The organism is Acinetobacter sp. ANC 4862 (assembly GCF_004336635.1).
Classification (GTDB): Bacteria; Pseudomonadota; Gammaproteobacteria; order Pseudomonadales; family Moraxellaceae; genus Acinetobacter.
The window spans coordinates 36,201-51,936 of record NZ_SJXH01000024.1; the positions used below are offsets into that span (position 1 = coordinate 36,201).

15 protein-coding genes, 1 tRNA gene and 2 pseudogenes are annotated in these 15,736 nt (G+C 38.8%); 11 read left to right on the plus strand and 7 right to left on the minus strand.

The features are described from left to right. Positions 1–109 precede the first annotated feature (109 nt). Positions 110–708, plus strand: a pseudogene (locus E0409_RS11060) (dihydrofolate reductase family protein). A gap of 201 nt (positions 709–909) precedes the next feature. After that, positions 910–986: transfer RNA gene (locus E0409_RS11065), tRNA-Arg, on the plus strand. An 88-nt stretch (positions 987–1,074) separates the two neighbouring features. Here the strand turns inward: E0409_RS11065 and E0409_RS11070 are convergent. Further along, positions 1,075–2,379, minus strand: coding sequence for an SRPBCC family protein (locus tag E0409_RS11070; RefSeq protein WP_131290862.1), 1,305 nt, complete (start codon positions 2,377–2,379; stop codon positions 1,075–1,077). Positions 2,380–2,544: 165 nt separating this feature from the next. On the opposite strand from E0409_RS11070, the gene E0409_RS11075 reads away from it, so the two are divergent. The 4 genes from E0409_RS11075 to yddG all read left to right on the plus strand — a co-directional run bounded on the left by E0409_RS11075 (position 2,545) and on the right by yddG (position 5,678). Beyond that, positions 2,545–3,042 (plus strand): YcxB family protein, encoded by a 498-nt coding sequence (locus tag E0409_RS11075; RefSeq protein WP_131290864.1) that lies wholly within the window; start codon positions 2,545–2,547, stop codon positions 3,040–3,042. Between the two features lie 23 nt (positions 3,043–3,065). After that, a complete protein-coding gene (locus E0409_RS11080; protein WP_286364054.1) occupies positions 3,066–3,722 on the plus strand; it encodes a fumarylacetoacetate hydrolase family protein in 657 nt (218 codons plus the stop codon). Between the two features lie 199 nt (positions 3,723–3,921). Then, positions 3,922–4,800, plus strand: coding sequence for a DMT family transporter (locus tag E0409_RS11085; RefSeq protein ID WP_171458810.1), 879 nt, complete (start codon positions 3,922–3,924; stop codon positions 4,798–4,800). Next, a complete protein-coding gene (yddG, locus tag E0409_RS11090) occupies positions 4,797–5,678 on the plus strand; it encodes an aromatic amino acid DMT transporter YddG (RefSeq protein ID WP_131290870.1) in 882 nt (293 codons plus the stop codon). The genes E0409_RS11085 and yddG overlap by 4 nt, the downstream gene beginning before the upstream one ends. 98 nt (positions 5,679–5,776) lie before the next feature. On the opposite strand, the gene E0409_RS11095 is transcribed toward yddG, so the two are convergent. Continuing rightward, a complete protein-coding gene (locus tag E0409_RS11095; protein ID WP_131290872.1) occupies positions 5,777–7,024 on the minus strand; it encodes a YihY family inner membrane protein in 1,248 nt (415 codons plus the stop codon). A 114-nt stretch (positions 7,025–7,138) separates the two neighbouring features. Here E0409_RS11095 and wrbA point away from each other — a divergent pair, with 114 nt between their 5' ends. Further along, positions 7,139–7,738: an NAD(P)H:quinone oxidoreductase gene (wrbA, locus tag E0409_RS11100; protein ID WP_131290874.1), complete on the plus strand. Its 600-nt coding sequence runs from the start codon at positions 7,139–7,141 to the stop codon at positions 7,736–7,738. 134 nt (positions 7,739–7,872) lie between these two features. On the opposite strand, the gene E0409_RS11105 is transcribed toward wrbA, so the two are convergent. Then, on the minus strand, positions 7,873–8,232 hold the full coding sequence (locus tag E0409_RS11105) for a hypothetical protein (protein ID WP_131290876.1): 360 nt from the start codon (positions 8,230–8,232) through the stop codon (positions 7,873–7,875). Between the two features lie 1,041 nt (positions 8,233–9,273). Between E0409_RS11105 and E0409_RS11110 the strand changes: the two genes are divergently transcribed. The 3 genes from E0409_RS11110 (at position 9,274) to E0409_RS11120 (ending at position 11,543) form a co-directional block, all read left to right on the plus strand. Next, positions 9,274–9,654 (plus strand): hypothetical protein, encoded by a 381-nt coding sequence (locus tag E0409_RS11110; RefSeq protein ID WP_131290878.1) that lies wholly within the window; start codon positions 9,274–9,276, stop codon positions 9,652–9,654. After that, positions 9,648–10,844 carry a CsgG/HfaB family protein gene (locus tag E0409_RS11115; protein WP_131290880.1) on the plus strand — a complete coding sequence of 399 codons (1,197 nt, stop codon included), beginning with the start codon at positions 9,648–9,650 and terminating at the stop codon, positions 10,842–10,844. The genes E0409_RS11110 and E0409_RS11115 overlap by 7 nt, the downstream gene beginning before the upstream one ends. 84 nt (positions 10,845–10,928) lie before the next feature. Next, positions 10,929–11,543 carry a hypothetical protein gene (locus E0409_RS11120; protein ID WP_131290882.1) on the plus strand — a complete coding sequence of 205 codons (615 nt, stop codon included), beginning with the start codon at positions 10,929–10,931 and terminating at the stop codon, positions 11,541–11,543. Between the two features lie 544 nt (positions 11,544–12,087). Here E0409_RS11120 and E0409_RS11125 read toward each other — a convergent pair. The 3 genes from E0409_RS11125 to E0409_RS11135 all read right to left on the minus strand — a co-directional run bounded on the left by E0409_RS11125 (position 12,088) and on the right by E0409_RS11135 (position 14,310). Then, complete coding sequence (locus tag E0409_RS11125) at positions 12,088–12,663, minus strand: xanthine phosphoribosyltransferase (RefSeq protein WP_067723750.1); 576 nt, start codon at positions 12,661–12,663, stop codon at positions 12,088–12,090. Between the two features lie 91 nt (positions 12,664–12,754). Beyond that, positions 12,755–13,468 carry a DUF3108 domain-containing protein gene (locus E0409_RS11130; RefSeq protein ID WP_131290884.1) on the minus strand — a complete coding sequence of 238 codons (714 nt, stop codon included), beginning with the start codon at positions 13,466–13,468 and terminating at the stop codon, positions 12,755–12,757. A 164-nt stretch (positions 13,469–13,632) separates the two neighbouring features. Next, the gene (locus E0409_RS11135) at positions 13,633–14,310 is read right to left on the minus strand and encodes a hypothetical protein (RefSeq protein ID WP_131290886.1); all 678 of its coding nucleotides are present in this window, start codon (positions 14,308–14,310) and stop codon (positions 13,633–13,635) included. Between the two features lie 245 nt (positions 14,311–14,555). Between E0409_RS11135 and E0409_RS11140 the strand changes: the two genes are divergently transcribed. Continuing rightward, positions 14,556–15,434, plus strand: coding sequence for an energy transducer TonB (locus E0409_RS11140; protein WP_131290888.1), 879 nt, complete (start codon positions 14,556–14,558; stop codon positions 15,432–15,434). Positions 15,435–15,601: 167 nt separating this feature from the next. On the opposite strand, the pseudogene E0409_RS11145 reads toward E0409_RS11140, so the two are convergent. Continuing rightward, a pseudogene (locus E0409_RS11145) lies at positions 15,602–15,736 on the minus strand (IS4 family transposase); the annotation flags it as partial.

Below are 15,736 nucleotides of genomic sequence, written 5' to 3' on the forward strand. Positions count from 1 at the left end.
TGCGGTTTTTTTGTGTCTGAAATTTATAGAATTGAAATAAGCTGAATAATAAAAACAAATACTGGGTCATAAAATAAACAAAATGAAGGGCTGATACGAGAAAAATAAGATGAGAAAAATCATTGTTCAGGAATTTATGACTTTAGATGGTGTTATTCAAGCACCCGGTGGACCAGAGGAAGATCGGTCAAGCGACTTTAAAGATGGTGGCTGGGTTGCCTCTTATTTTTATGATGCGGATGAAGTACTCGATACGATCATGCAAAAATGGATGCAGTCCACAGAGATTCTTTTGGGAAAAACACCTTTAAGATTTGGGAACCTTACTGGTCAAAGCATGCTGAGATGTGGGCGGGAATTAATGATGTCATTAAGTAGGTCATGTCTAATACTTTGGATTACTCGGACTGGCAAAATTCTGTCTTTTTGAAGAATCTTGATGATGTGAAAAAGCTCAAAGCTTCAGAAGGTGATGATGTCAAAGTTCATGGCAGTGCCAATATGGCATAGGCACTTTTCAAACATCATTTGGTTGACGAACTTTGTCTGATGACTTTGCCTATTCTCCTGGGTACAGGTAAACGCTTATTTGCTGAGGGTTTAATTCCCACGATTTTTGAATTAACGGATCACTTGGTCACATCAAATGGTGTGGTATTCACTTATTACCAGCGGGTAGGAGAAGTGAAAAAGGGTAAGGTGGGGTAATGATTAATGATTCAATTCTCTTTATCAGCATGATCATTTACAGGATATAGATGTAGTGTGGCAGGATTAAATTAACTTTTTCGTTTAAAAAATAGCTGAAAAATTCAATTTTGCCCAATAACTGTTCACTTGATTACGTATTTGTTAAAAAGCACTTAACAGAGCGTTAAAAACGCGTATAATGCACCACATCAAGACGTCGCGCTCATAGCTCAGCTGGATAGAGCACTTGGCTACGAACTAAGGGGTCGGGAGTTCGAATCTCTCTGAGCGCACCAACTTGATAACATCGACGGATGTAAAACTGGAAGAAACCGCTTAATTGCGGTTTTTTTGTGCCTAGAATAAATTAAATCTGTTAAACAATTATTTCATCTTCTGCTTAATCTTCAATGCCAATACGGTATTGCCACCAATCGCGGGCAACATGTCGTGATAAGGCATGCTGCGCATCGCCCGAAGTAGAAAAGGGGCTTTGTCATGGATTTTCATGGTGCTGGTGATATTTAATAATGTCCCGTTGCCTTGCGGAATCAGCTGCATTCCACCTCTGACAAACTGCAAATCTCCACTCACGGCATCAAACTGATTTTCTAAACTGTTGGGATAATCAAAGCGCAGCTTAAAATCGAAGGGAATATTGATCACGCCCAATCCGACTGAAATTTTATAGTCGGCATCAAAGGTATTGGGGGTAGTTTTTTTAATATCGATGTCTTTAATCTGGCGCGGAAAAAGTTCCTGATAGGCAGGAACACTCAGCCAATGCTGTAACTGTTGCGGGCTTTTGGCAAAATATTGATAGCTGCTAGTAAAACGTAGGCTTTCTAAATCGTGTGGATAGGGCACTTTATTTGAGGGCAAGATAAAAGAAACCGGTTCCTGAGACAGTTGGCTCAGTGTGGCAATTTTTTGAACCTGGATTGAGCTTAACGGGGTTTCAGGGAGTTCTCCCGCTTTTAAGGTTTGGTAACTCGGTGTTTTAAAGTATTTTTGCAAAGCTTCTAATAAAAAAGCATTGGTTCCTGATGGAATGCCAAGTTTGGCCTCTGGAATGGCATTCAAAATGGTACTGAATAAAAAGCCTTTGGGATGGTTTAAGTCGCCCCACTGGGTAATAGTAATTAAAGTTTTATTACTGCCTAAATCAAACCATTCAATTTTGCCCGCGCCGTAAGGAATGGGTGCATCCAGAACAAGGGTGGAAATACTGTTAGCCGTTAAATGATGCTGCATTACCACATTTTCTTTAAAGTTTAAGATCGGAATTGGGGTAGGGATATGCACCTGATATTTCATTTGGGTAATATTGCCTTGCTGCTCCAGTACTTTTGCAGATTTTAAGGTTGGAAATAGGCCGTTATAGTGGCTGTAATTCATTAAAAGCCGCGCTACATTTTGGCTATTGCTCGGTACAACCACTGCACCAGTATAAAACTTGCCTGTCATACTTTGCGGATTTTTAAAGGTCGGTAAAGTAATGGATTGCGCAGGATGAGCATAAATTAAAATACGATTTGCAGTTAAGTCTGCCAGTGGTTGAGCCTTGCCTTGAAATAGACTCAAACTACTGGGAATCTGTTCTTTCCATGGAATAATTTTAGCCGAAGTCTGCGTGCCAATCAGGCAGCACAGAATCAATAGGCTGTATTTGTTTTTATTGTTTTGCATATCACATCCTGTTTATGCTTTTTATCAGTGAATGCTGATGTTTTAATTAATTTCCCAGCAATTGTGAAGCGAACTTATGTAATTTAGGCCGGCAAAAACAATAAGGAAAAGGCTGAATCTGGTGTAATATCTGGCACAATTGTTGTAATAATTTGATGATGAAATATGTCAGAGACTAAGCCGGCTGTATCGCTACGTTATTCCTTAAACTTGGAAGAATCACAAGATGGTTTTGCCCTTGCTACTTTTGGTAAAAAGCAAATCACTCGCTTTATTACGCCACTGGTGAGTATTGGGATCATTGTCTGGGGTTTTTACCTCGGCTTTAATGGTGTAGGTCGCTATTACGTGGCGCTAGGTGCTTTCTTTTTAGTTTTACAATTGATTATGCGTTACTGGTTTTTACCGATGATGTTTAAACGTCAATTTGTGAAATACCAGTTTGGTAAAAGTGAACAGGGCATCGAATTATTTCAAGATTATGCAGAAATTTATGCCAATGGCCGTAAGCAGATATTCAACTATAGCGAAGTACAAAACTTTGCCATAGGTAAGCTGACTTATATGATTGAATTAAAAAATCGTACCGTGATTATTGTACCGAAACGTGCTTTTGAGCAGTCTGCGGATCAGACCGTATTTGAAAATACATTCAAAAAGTAAGTTTTAAAATATTTAAAAGTGAAATAAAAGGGAAGATCATGAATACACGTCCATCTAAAATTGTCTGTGTCGGTCGTAGCTATGCAGACCATGTCAAAGAATTAGGTAATGCCATTCCTGATCGTCCAGTTTTATTCATTAAGCCGCCAAGTAGCTTGATCAGTTTGGAACAAGGTATTTCATGGAACCCGACTTGGGGCAATTGCCACTATGAATGTGAGTTAAGCTTGCGTATCGACCGCACTTTAAAGGCGGAAGCTGATCCGGCTAAAGCTTTGGAAGCCGTGGGTGCGGTGACTTTAGGTTTGGACTTGACGCTACGTGATTTACAAGACGACTTGAAAAAGAAAGGTCAGCCTTGGGAACGTGCCAAGGCCTTTGATGGTTCATGTGTCTTGGCAGACTGGGTCGAGCTTTCTGAAATTAAAGACTGGAAAGATGTACATTACTCTTTTCATGTCAATGATGAGCTACGTCAAACCGGCGATACCTCGTTGCTGATTTTTGATATTGCCACTTTGCTTGCAGACATCAGCCAAGTCTTTACCTTAGAACCGGGTGATGTGGTGATGACCGGTACACCTGCAGGTGTAGCTGCATTAAAAGCAGGGGATCAACTGACTATGACATTACAAGGTCAAAGCCAGGAGTTTGTCTGGAAAACCTTTGTTCAGGCTTAAGTTTTGAATCAATAAAAAAGGACTGCCAAGGCAGTCCTTTTTTATTGAATATATATGGTGCTGAATACTTTTTTTAGATTCTCTGCAATTTCAAAGTTGAGGGGTTTAGCGTATCTTTGGATGCGTAAAAAAATACGGTAAGTTTCAAGGAACAATAGTGATAGAACGCAAGGCACTGGATGTACAAGCATCGATCATCATGTTTGGCTTGTGTATTCTTTGGGGCTTACAGCAAGTCGTCTTGAAAATGGCGGCTCCAGATATTTCTGCTTTAATGCAAGTTGCCTTGCGATCAGGGCTTTCTGCCTTAATGGTCTATCCACTGATCAAGCTTGCGGAAGGGAACTCACTGTGGAGCAAAGATTATTTGTATCCTGGTTTAGTCGTGGCTTTATTATTTGCAGCTGAGTTCTTTATGCTTGCTCAAGCCATTCGATTTACTTCTGCTTCGCATGCCGTTGTTCTGCTTTATACCGCACCTATTTTTGTGGCTTTAGGTCTGCATTGGAAATTACCTTCAGAACGATTATCCATTTTGCAGTGGAGCGGTATTTTTATTGCATTTTTAGGCATCGTAGTGACGTTTTTTGGGCGCGATGGCAGTTCAGGGCACAATCTATCGCAAATGCTGTTTGGGGATTTTTTGGCGTTATTGGCAGGCATACTCTGGGCAGCCACCACAATTGCTGTTCGCTTAAGCAAGCTTTCCGATGCACCAGCAACCCAGACTTTATTTTATCAATTGGCGGGTGGTTTTGTGTTCCTGTTGCCTTTAACTTTCGTGTTGGGGCAAGCAACTATTCATTGGACAACACTTGCCATGAGTAGTTTGATTTTTCATAGTATCGTTATTTCATTTGCCAGTTATCTGATTTGGTTCTGGCTGCTGAAAAGCTATTTGGCTTCACGTTTAGGCGTATTTTCATTTTTAACACCGTTGTTTGGCATGCTGTTTGGGGTGTGGTTGCTGAATGAAAGCATCGAAATGAATTTTATTATTGGCACAGTCATGGTGATGATGGGTGTGTTGATCGTAAGTTTACAGGGCTGGTTGAAGCCGAAAAATAGCAACGCATGAAAGCGTTCAATAAAGCCACCCTGATAGGCTTCTCATCCATCTTGATTTGGGCAAGTCTGGTTGCCGTGGTTAAACTGATTACTGAATCTTTAAGTCCTGTTTCAGCCATTGCACTGATTTATAGTTTTAGTGCAATGGTTATTTTAGGGTTGAATGGACTGCCACATTTTAAGCAAATGTCGAAAGCTTATTTGTGGGGTTGTGGCGCTTTATTTGTGGCTTATGAAATTCTATTTTTGGTTTCGATTGCCTTGTCACAAAATCATGATCAGGTGCTGATTATTGCGATGATCAATTATTTATGGCCGCCTCTCACCATTGTCTTTTCAATATTGGCAAAGCAGCTGAATTATCGTTGGCCGTTGATTTTAGGATTTATTGTTTCTGTACTTGGGTTATTGCTGGTGGTTAATCCAGATATTTTGAATCTGCAGCAATTTCTGCAAATACTGCAACAAAATCCAATGGCCTATTTATTTGCTTTTTTAGGGGCATTACTTTGGCCATGTTATAGCGTACTGACCAAAAAATATGCCCAAGGACAAAATGCTGTACCGTTATTTTTTATGGTGACGGCGATCGCCTTATGGTGCATTCATTTTATTCTGGATGAGGCTTTTATTTTTCCACAGCTGAATATGTGGCTATTGATTGCAGTGACCGGTGGTTTGGTGGGGATTGCCTATAGCAACTGGAATCAGAGTTTGCAGTTCGGCAATATCAAGCTGTTGATTCTCGCTACCTATTTTATGCCAATTTTATCTTCCTTTATGTCGATGCTGATTTTGGATGCAACACCTAATCTCACCTTTTGGATCGGGACATGCTTGGTCACTTTCGGGGCAATGATGTGCTGGAAGAACACTTCGGAAATTTAAGTCTGATCCATGTTCCTTCCTCTTTTACCGAGGAAGGCGAGCTATTTTTATCTTGGGGGAATTTTCTCAACACTCGGTGGCATGAGAGAAATAGCGTGCTATTTCTCTTCCAGAATTTTAGATAAGGGAATCGCCAATTTTGCTGCCAGATAGTCATCTGCTTCAATCAGTGCAGGCCCCAGTTTTTGCATCCATACATCTTCAGGATAAATATTGCCCATATCTTCACGGCGTGGAAGTGGATAAGGTAACTGGGTATAAAAACTCCAGAAATCGACTTGAGCCAAATTTCGCGCTAGAACAAACTCGTCATTGTCGGTACGTTTAACCAGGTTTTGTTTCTCAAGCATCAGCACATAAGAAGGCCAACGACCAATTTCGCCACGACCCAAGACCTCTAATGCTTCTTCATCAGAGACACTTTCGCCTTTCTGTTGCTTCTGATAAAACAATTCCAGCAAGTCTAAGAGCATGATCATAGGATGGCGTTTGCGATCCTTCCCTGAATGAAATGCAGTCAGGGCATAACTGATTTCAACCCCCAATAACACGATATTCCAGGACAGGAAAATCCATAACAGGAAAATCGGCACGGCAGCAAAAGCACCATAGACAATTTCATAACTGGTGAAATTGGACATGATCACGCCAAACAGATTTTTCAATAATTCAAATACCACCGTACTGAATGTCCCTGCAATCAAAGCCGCCTTGATGGGAACAGTCCGATTAGGAATAGTCCAATTTAAAATGAAAAAACCCAAAATGGTCAAGACAAAGGAAATGCACCAAAAGATAAACTCGCCATTTAATTCGTAGCCGGCAAAATTATTGCTCAGCACATTTAGCGATGCTACGGTAGATGAAATAGCGAATGCGCTACCTAAAAGAATTGGACCGAGTGAAATAATAGTCCAATAACGCATAAAACCAATAATGCCGCCACGGGTTTCCCGGACTCGCCAAATGCGATTAAAAACGGTTTCAATACTAGTCAGCATCATCACCGTGGTGATAAACAGAAATAAAATCCCAATAACGGTTAGATTGCTGGATTTATCGGTAAAGGCATTAAAGGCTTTGTCAAAAGCAATTGTGGATCTGGGTAAGAAATGACTATAAATCAGTTGTTGTAATTGTTGCCTGGCTGGCTCAAGCGCTTTAATGGAAGAAATGATGACCAGGAAAACGGTCAGCATGGGAACAACTGCAAATAGCGTGGTATAGGTCAGTGAACCTGCCTGTTCACGACAACGATCTGCTTCAAAACGTCTTATGACAAATAAAACAAACTGAAACCAAGTCTCATTATAAAAAGGAAGTTTTTTTAAATACTTTTCTAACATAGGTATAAAGTCTCAATTTTTTTAATCATCTTTATGAATTTTCATGACCAAGCTTAACCAAAAAATGGGAAAAATACCGTATAGTTTTCATTTTTAGCTTCGTTTATAAAAATTATGCAGTCTTATGTCCTTGTTTTATATTACAGCAAATATGGTTCGACTAAAGAAATGGCACATTTAATTGCCAATGGTATTGAATCTGCAGGTATGGCTGTAAAAATTCGCACTGTTGCAAATTTATCAACAGTGGTCAAAGAAGCTGAGCCAAGTATTCCTGCTGAAGGCGATATTTATTGTACTTTAGATGATTTGGCGAATTGTTCAGGCTTGGCTTTGGGTTCGCCAACACGTTTTGGCAATATGGCATCTGAGATGAAGTATTTTTGGGACCAGACCACAAGTCTCTGGTTGAATGGAGCTTTGCATCAAAAACCTGCCTGTGTATTTACCTCATCAGGTTCCATGCACGGCGGACAGGAAAGTACCTTGCTGACCATGCTTCCCCCTTTGTTCCATCATGGCATGATGATTATGGGACTACCAAATGCAAATCCAGCGTTATCCAATACTAAATCGGGTGGTACACCGTATGGTGCAAGCCATGTCAGTGGTCCACGCCACGATTTAGGCTTAAGCCAAGATGAAAAAGTGCTGTGTGAAGAGCAGGGTAAACGCTTGGGTGATGTGGTTAAAAAACTGCAGGCAAACACATAATTGTCTAAAGTGGAAATAGAACTTAAATAGGTGACTTTCTGAATAGAATTTTTATCGATATATAAAAAATAAAAAGACCATTCTAAAATGAATGGTCTTTTTTAATTACAGGATAAAATTTAAGAGTTGAATCGTTATACTTTTTCTTTGAAGCGATGATTGCACTTTAAACATTTATAATCTAAGAACACATTTTTATCGATAATTACACCGGCTTTTTTCCCGAAGATATTACCTAAAATACCCCCAGTGACACCTACGGCAATTGCTCCGACAAAAGTCCCGACGGTTCCACCAAAAATAACCCCTAATGGTCCAGCGACAGCGCCAATCGCTGCCCCAGCGGATGCGCCAGTTGCCGCCCCACCGACTGTTCCTGCGGTTGCCCCAGCAGAAGTAAGAAGGATTCCGCTTATTGTCTTGATGTTTTTCTCGTGATCACGTTTCTCAACTTCCGAAGATCCACATTTGGGACATTGCATAGATTTTTCCATCCGCTATTTATATTTACTTATCTTGAAATAAAGTTTAGATCTGACTTCATCAAGATACTGGTCAGTGCATCGAGGCACAGCAGTATCTATCTTCTCATTGGAGATGTCAGGAACATTTCATGCCAACTTGATTCTAGTTGAAATAAAGTCATAGAAGTTTATCTAAGTTGTAAATACGCTGCTTTAATAAGAGGAATCGAGATAAGGCATAATTATTTTTCCTTTGTTTTGTTGACTGTTTATGAATTGAGTGAGTAAGGAAAATATAAAAATCATGACTTATAAATAAAGGAATCTTTAGTAATATTTCTCACTGTATTTGTCGTATATAGAGTAAAAATCTGCTCCTGAGAGAAAATTATTTTCCAATCATTCTTAAAATTTACACTTTTTTAAAGTTACTTCATCATCTAACACCCACTCTCCCTGAATGTTCACAATTCAAAATATAGACATGCTCTATTGGTCACATCTTTATGCTTTTTAATTGTATTGGTGAAGCAAGCAGAGCCTTAAGCGGAGGTACCGTATAACTTCCTATCTGGCCTGTGATGCTCTGAAAAATCCATATTTATGTCAGAATTCCTAAATAAATAATCTAAAGTGTGATTGTTTTATTATATTTTTAATGAATCGCTATCTAGTTCACATTGAAATGGAAGTTCTAATAAAATCAAAGTTAATCGTTTCATAAAACTGAATCAATTTAATAATTTTAGTCTTTCTTATCGAACATTTCTATTGTTTTTAATATAAAAAATATATTAATAAAATTGATTTTTTCATGTGAATCATAAATTTTAAAAATTTTTATATAATAATTTCTTACAACTAAAAAACAAACAATAAATAACAATTTATTAATTAAAACAACATGATACTTTGTTTTTACAAACAAGAAACATATAAAACTCGATAAATTATGTCTTTGGTTTTTTTTATGTGATTTAATGTTTGTTATAGAAATTAAACATTACTAATTAACTATTACTAAATGATTAAAAATAAATAAACATCTTAGCTCTAAGGATGGTAAACATCATGAGAATATCAGTGATCAATGTGGGTTTATTTTGTTTATGTTTCCTGAGTAATACTCATGCAACCTCTGATGAGTGGAGTCAGCGTTGGAAATCATCAAGTACTCGTTCCAATGAGAATTTAGTCCAAGCAAATCTGATTGAGCTCATGGATTCAGATTATTATTCTGGGTTAGGAAAAACCACAATAAATAGCACATCGACAAGTTCTATAGGTACCGTTAATTCAGCTACCAGCAATGTGAATATAAATGGTTCAAATAACGGTGTGGATATTTCGAATGATACTGCCAATGACGGGTCTGTAAATTCGAATACCACTCAAAATAATCAGCAATGCCCTAACTTAAGCACTCAACCAGGGGGGGCATCATTATGCTGAATTTACCTGAGTTGAACAGAAGAAAAATATCTTCTGTGAGTATTACACTCTTTTTTGGCTATTTTCTGACAGGATGTACGGGCATGGCACTTTCCAACAAGGAGCCTGTTAGCTTGGTGCAAGGACCACCGATTACCGATATTTTTACTCCTTTTGATATGGCTTTATCCTGCCTGAAAGGACAATTGCGGAATGATGTCAGTTTCTCTGTTGGAGCGATTCTAGACCAAACAGGCAAAGATGTTGTGACCAATGGTGGTAGTGGAAAAATGGTGACCCAAGGTGCTGGAGATATGGTGCAATCGGCGTTATTTCAGGCTGGTGTCAGCTTATTAAACCGACGTGATCCTCGGATTATAGAAAGTGAAGCCAAGTGGGGAATTCGTGATCCAAGGCAAATCCAGGCTTCTGATTATTATGTGACAGGCAGCATTAACAGTCTGGATTTTATTCCTGGTGGCGGTTTGGACATGCAGATTGGCGGGGTTGGCCCTAATTACAGTCAAACCCGGATTATGGTGGGTTTGGATTTATCTCTGACCGATACACGCAGCAGTAAAGTCGTCGCCAATGTTTCACTGCAGAAGCAAATTGCCGCACAGGATTACGGCATAAGTGCAGGCAGGTTTGCTGGCCATACTTTATTGAACATTCAGGTCGGTAAGGGAGAGAGGGAGGCAACAAACTTTGCCTTACGCCAAATGTTGAATCTGGCAACCTTTGAATTGCTCAGTCAGGTCATTCCACCAGCAACATTTGAAAGCTGCCGTGCTGAAATACCGGCTGAATTTGGCCAATTAAGTTTAACGCGAAGTTCGGTTGCTCTGTATAAATTTAAGGAAAGTCAGAAACAAAATACCGTGGATTCCAGCAGATCTTTGTTGGAGGAATCGTCCTCGCATAACATGAGTTCACCTGATGAGAAGAATAAATCGACCAACTCACCAAGCAAGGATACCAAGCCGCTTAAGAATAAAGAATCTGAGGTAATTAAAAATCCTGAAGAAGAGCCTGAAATGAGCAAACAGGATCTAATTAAATACATCAGCATGAAAAAGTACTCATCTTCTTTAGGCAAAATGAATGAAGAAAAAGATAATAACCAAAAAGAAGAAGAGAAGACTCTGAAGCTGTGGGATGTAAACCCAGGTGTTATAGAAAATTACTGGTCAAGCACGCAGCGTGATTAAAAAATATATAAAAATGGGCTCGCTCCCATTATAAAAAGAAGTGCTTAGCGAGAAGTACTTCAGAATTAAAAAAGGAAAATAACCATGAATAAGATCATTAAAACAATCACCTTATCTGTTGCCTTCCTGTCTAGTGCAGCCATGGCAAATCCGCAAGGCAACCACGTCACTGTAAATACGGGTTTAGACGCTACCTTGGCCGCTGTATCTCAACATGCTAAAAATGGTACTGCGCTTAACCTTGCCATTAATACCGCTACTGTTGATGCAACAGTCAACGTACACGGGAAGTATAATTCACTGAATAATGTGGGAGACAAACTCGCAGTAGAAACTTCAGCAATTGGTGCAGTAAACACCGGTAGCATTAACTTACAACAAGGCAATCTGAGTGCTGTGAATACAGGTACAGTAGAGAAAACTTTTGATGCTGAAAAAAGTGCAGAGCGTTCTTTAGAACTATGGCGTTCTGAGGGTTCATCGGGGTTTGAAAGTTCTATCAGTGCTAGCCTGAATACCGACACTTATGATCAATTCTCTGAAACCTTGAGTAATTACACTGCAGCGAATTTAGCCTTTAATTCAGCAGCTATTGATGCATCTGTAAATATAGGCGGAAAAGTGAATCATATTGATGGCATCAAAACTTCAGCAATCGGTGCTGTGAACACCGGTAGCATTACAGTGACTGTAAAGTAAATCCACCTCTCAATATGATCCAGGGTCTAACTATTTTCGGATAGTTAGACCTTTTTATCTTACAATAATATGAATATAAATTGTTGATTTAATAATCGCATATAGTGTCATTCATCTATTCCATAGTAGCATTTATTCCGGAAGCTCATTTCAATCGGATCATTAGATAAAAAGTACAATGAATTTCAGATTTTCTTACATTTCATTTGAAGCGGATAATGTAGAACCGGATTCAGGTGGAATACATAAAATCCATTGAGGATTTGGTAAAAAAAAGTAGATGAAATATTTGCACATGTGTCTATGAGAACACGCATCATCACGCAAACAGATGTAGCTTTAGCAAATCAAAAATCAGCATTAAGTCAGTTTTAATTTAAAGATACTAGGGGATCTGTTCGTCCATGGGAAAGCTGGAAATAATGGGTTTAAGTCAGACTTAGCTATAGTTAATTACATAGATATTTTAACTAAGGAATAATCCCCTAAAGATTAATATAAAAAAAGAGCGCCTAAGCGCTCTTCTTAAAATTCAATTCGAAACTTAATCACGAACAAATTCAACCGTACCATTTTCCAAAGATTTAACGCGTGCTAAAGATTCAACACGGTAACCTTTATCCAGTAACAATTGGCGGCCTGGTTGGAAAGATTTCTCAATCACAATACCAATACCCACAACTTCAGCTTTTGCCTGATGAATTAAATCAGCAAGACCTAAAGCAGCTTGACCATTTGCCAAGAAGTCATCAATGACTAACGCTTTATCGCTAGAGTTGATGTGCTTGTTTGAAATCGCAATGGTGCTTTCGATCTGTTTAGTGAAAGAGAAAACTTTAGAGCGATATAAATCATCTTTTAAAGTTAAAGATTGATATTTACGTGCAAAGATCACAGGCACGCCAAGTTCTAAACCTGCCATTACTGCTGGAGCAATACCAGAAGCTTCGATGGTGATAATCTTCGTGATCCCTGCATCTTTAAAACGAGCAGCAAATTCCTTACCAATTTGCTGCATCAATACAGGGTCAATTTGATGATTCAAGAAAGCATCAACTTTCAGAACTTGATCAGATAGAACGATACCTTCACTTAAGATTTTCTGTTCTAGTGCGTGCACGGGAGAATTCCTCTAAGGGCAGATGCTTTTTCAAGCAAAAGCGTATTTTAAAAAGGCTCTCAAAAAATGCAAGCGAAATTGATCAAATCGATTAATTCGTTAAGCCTTTATAGCCTGTTAACAGCAAACCGTATGATGTTTTGCCATCTTGGTGAGAAACCTTCACTGGAACATAGTCAAGTTTAGGTGCTAACCAGAAAATCGTATCACGGTTTGGTTTATCATGTTTCATCACCACTTTGATGGTGTCAAAGGTACCGTAAGAGGTTTTAACTTTTTCAGTGCCTTGTTTTACAAAGCGACGTGATTCAACTTCTTTGGCATCGGCAATTGCATAGCTTGATTTTAAGCCTGAAGCTTTTAAGTCTTCACGGAGTTGCAATTCAGCATTTAGCTCATCCAGAACACCAGATTTCCAAGCAAAAGAACGTGCTTTGTCATCTTTTTTGGTGTTAATGGTTTTAGCATTTGGATTGAAATTAATGCTCATGGTGTTGTTGTGGATCAAAATTTTGCTGCTTCGGCTAAAGTTGTTTGAAATGATATTGTTACCATTGAAGCTAAAATGGCTGGTTTCCGTTGCAGAAGCAATAGCACCTGCTTTGGCAGCAAAAACATAAGTCCAGTTATTCCCCGACTTGCTTAAAGTGCGAGTTGCCGAGCCCATATTTTTGCCATTATAGCTAAATTGATAACTTGCCTGGAATGGACTCATGGCAAATGCTTGGCTTGAGAAACCAGCAAACAACAGTGTAGTGCTTACACCAGATGCTAACGCGATTGTTTTCAATACATTGTGAGCCATAAGTAGGGTGTTCCTATGAAGTTTGAATAAAGTGCATTTTTTTGCTTGGTTGCTATTATGCGCTTTGATTATGAAGATAAAATTCGAAATTTTGTCCAATCTGTATCTTTATGTAGTTTTTTTCCAGTTAAAAATACAGATTTTAATCATGAAAAAAAATCAGCTTATTTTTGTTTAAGCGGACTGACTTCAGTTTCAGGAAGATCTGCTATATCCCAATCATCTATCGGTTCTTCTGACATTTTTTTAAAGAGCGCGGTCAGATTCACATTGCCCATAACCACCAATTCAGCTTCACGTAAAACTGCATGGTTTACATGGACTTTGGCTAAAGTGTCGATGATGGAACGATTTTTACCTAGCCAGCGGTTTAGGTCTAAATGCAGTAAATCGTCTTTGACCTTAATGACATTGAGCTTTTCCAGAATCATGCCCAAAGGATCTTGATTTAAGACTTTTTGGTAGAAAAATAAAGCAAATTTTACAGCAAGCTTTTGGAATGTATTTTTGTATTTTGCTTCAATTACTTTGGTGTCACTGATTTGTTCAAACACAATAAGCTGAGTGTCTTTATTCAGCTCCATCTGCACCAGTTTTAAATCGACTGAAAGGGTGATGTATAAACCTTTGACATTCATTGTGGCATATAAACGTAGCCAGTCATCATGCAGATCGGCATGTAAATCTTTCAACATAGACACATTGTCGGTGACAAAGCGCTGGAACGTTGCATTCAAAAAAACTTGAGATAATGGAAATTCACGCTCATCTTCAATAAATCCCTCGGCTTTTTGGTACACTTGACGTATACGTTTCGAGATATTGGATATTAGCGTTTGCATATGGCGCATCCTAGCAAGTGAATCTTCTTAGGCTTCGAGAGATGATAGATTTTGTCGAAAAGTATTAAAAATACAAGTATTCAATCTTGCAGTTTAGCAAAATTAATTGCACCATTTTCATGATTTTAATTGTCTACAGTTCACTTGTTGATTGAGTTCTCGTTTTTTATTAAAAAGTGAAGACTGTGTTTATTTTATACTGTTTTATGCAGTTTGGGGACCAGACATTTTGTCGGTTTAATGTGATGCTTAAGAAAATCAGTTTTGCACCTTTCATGAATACATGGTGGAAAGATCCTATTTTCAGAAGCGCAGTGATTTTGGCTGCTGTTCTACATTTAATGATTTTGACCTTGCAATTTGCCATGCCGGAAGAAAGTGATGCGGCAGTGAAAGAAATTGCAGTGACTTTACGCCCGAGTAAAGACAAAGTTGAAAATGCTGATTTTCTTGCACAGGCAGATCAACAAGGTTCAGGAACCTTTCGTGAAGCACATCGCATGTCGAGTGATATGCCAGCACCAATGCTTGAGCAAAGTGCAGGTGAGCAACAACAAGAAAGTTTAGAGCGATTACAGCAAAAACGTGAACTCAGCTTTGAAGAAAAAGTCTTAATGACGACTTTAAGCTGGAAGAAGGAAGCCGAACAGAATCAGCGTAAAAAAGCCATGGAAGCGCTGAATAGCCAGTTCCAAGCCAAAGCAGCGATGGTGGCAAGTTTAGAAGCACAATATTTACAACGTCAGCAAAATTTCAGCCGTCAGCAAAAAATTAAAACTGTAGATGGCATTCAAGCTAAGCAGGATATTTCAGCCGCTTATTTAGAAAAATTCCGTCAAAAAGTTGAATTTTACGGTAACCGTTATTATCCCGATGCTGCAAAAGTGCAACGCTTGGCAGGGGAAGTTCGTTTAATGGTGATTCTGAACAGAAATGGCGGGATTCGTGCCATTCGCCTGATTGACAGTTCTGGTCATGCTTTATTGGATGAGGCTGCAAAAACTTCAGTGCGTAAAGCGGCACCCTTTGGTGGTTTTGATCAAGGCATGAAAGATATTTCAGAACTGCGTATTGTCCGGACCTGGCGTTTTGATCCTGCTGAAGCAGAGTTTGAGGTGCGTTGATTTTTTTAATTTCTTCTCATTTAATCAAGAGAAAATCATTGTTTAGCTTCTAGATTTTGAATCGTTAGATCTCTCCCTTGTAGAATAGTGTTCCTCATCTCAAAAGGAGAAGGAACATTTTAAAGAAATAAAAAGCGAGCCTCAGCCCACTGCTGTCCCACAATTTTTCATAAAAGGAAGCTCAATTGAGCTTCCTTTTGTTTTATCGGTATTTTATCGGGCATGAATAAAGCTTTTAAGGTTTTTCTCTCAAACAGATTTACTTGGATCATTCTTAGTAACCGTTGAACCGTCCAGCCTTC